The following is a 926-nucleotide window of genomic DNA, read 5'->3' as shown; positions in this document are numbered from 1 at the left end:
CCGCGCGCGCCCACGCGGGCAGGCCGAGCTCCGCGCGCAGCGGCGCGTCCAGCGGGACCGGGCCCACGAGGCGGGAGTGGCGGCTGAGCCGGCGCTCGGGGATGCCCCCGGGCCCGGGCTGGGCCGCGGCCAGCTCCGGCTGGCGGTTGGAGATGAGCGCCGCGACATCGCTGGGCTCCACCTGCCCATCGAGGAGGAGCAGGTGGCAGGCGGCGAGGAAGCCGGGCAAGCCCGGGGCGGCGGCGTCGGGCGCGGGCATCAGAACCCGCCGCGGTAGAAGTTCTCGAACGAGCGCGAGGCCGTGGGGCCCCGCTGCCCCTGGTAGCGGTTCGCGGTTGCCGGGTCCGAGCCGTAGGGGTGCTCGGCCGGCGAGCTGAGCTCGAAGAAGCACAGCTGGCCGATCTTCATCCCCGGCCACAGCGTGATGGGCAGGGTCGCGACGTTGGACAGCTCGAGCGTGACGTGGCCGGTGAACCCCGGGTCGATAAATCCCGCCGTCGAGTGGGTGAGGAGCCCCAGGCGGCCCAGCGAGGACTTGCCCTCGAGCCGCGCCGCGATGTCATCGGGCAGCGCGACCGCCTCGCGAGTGGCGCCCAGCACGAACTCGCCGGGGTGGAGGACGAAGGACTCGTCCGGGGCCACCTCGACGAGCCGGGTGAGGTCCGGCTGCTCGAGCGCGGGGTCGATGACCGAGTACTTGTGGTTGTCGAAGAGCCGGAACCAGCGGTCGAGCGTGACGTCGACCGAGGACGGCTGGATGAGCGCGGGGTCGAAGGGGTCAAGGCGCACGCTGCCCGCGTCCAGCCGGGCGGCGATATCGCGGTCTGATAGAAGGCTCACACCGGCAAACCTACCGGCCGCGCCCGCCCGCGGCCAGCGGCTGCGGGGCTGACCGTGCGGGCGTGGCCGGCGGCCGCCGGGCTGGC

1 protein-coding gene and 1 pseudogene are annotated in these 926 nt (G+C 74.4%); both read right to left on the bottom strand.

Annotated features, from left to right (window positions below; all coding sequences use genetic code 11):
- A pseudogene (locus GSY69_RS13805) lies at positions 1–259 on the bottom strand (hypothetical protein); the annotation flags it as partial.
- On the bottom strand, positions 259–840 hold the full coding sequence (dcd, locus tag GSY69_RS13800) for a dCTP deaminase (protein WP_160954399.1): 582 nt from the start codon (positions 838–840) through the stop codon (positions 259–261). The gene dcd and the pseudogene GSY69_RS13805, both read right to left, overlap by 1 nt.
- Between the last annotated feature and the right edge of the window lie 86 nt (positions 841–926).

Source organism: Brevibacterium rongguiense (assembly GCF_009857845.1).
GTDB lineage: Bacteria > Actinomycetota > Actinomycetes > Actinomycetales > Brevibacteriaceae > Brevibacterium > Brevibacterium rongguiense.
The sequence above is the reverse complement of the archived record's forward strand: the minus strand, read 5'-3'. Positions and strand labels throughout refer to the sequence as shown.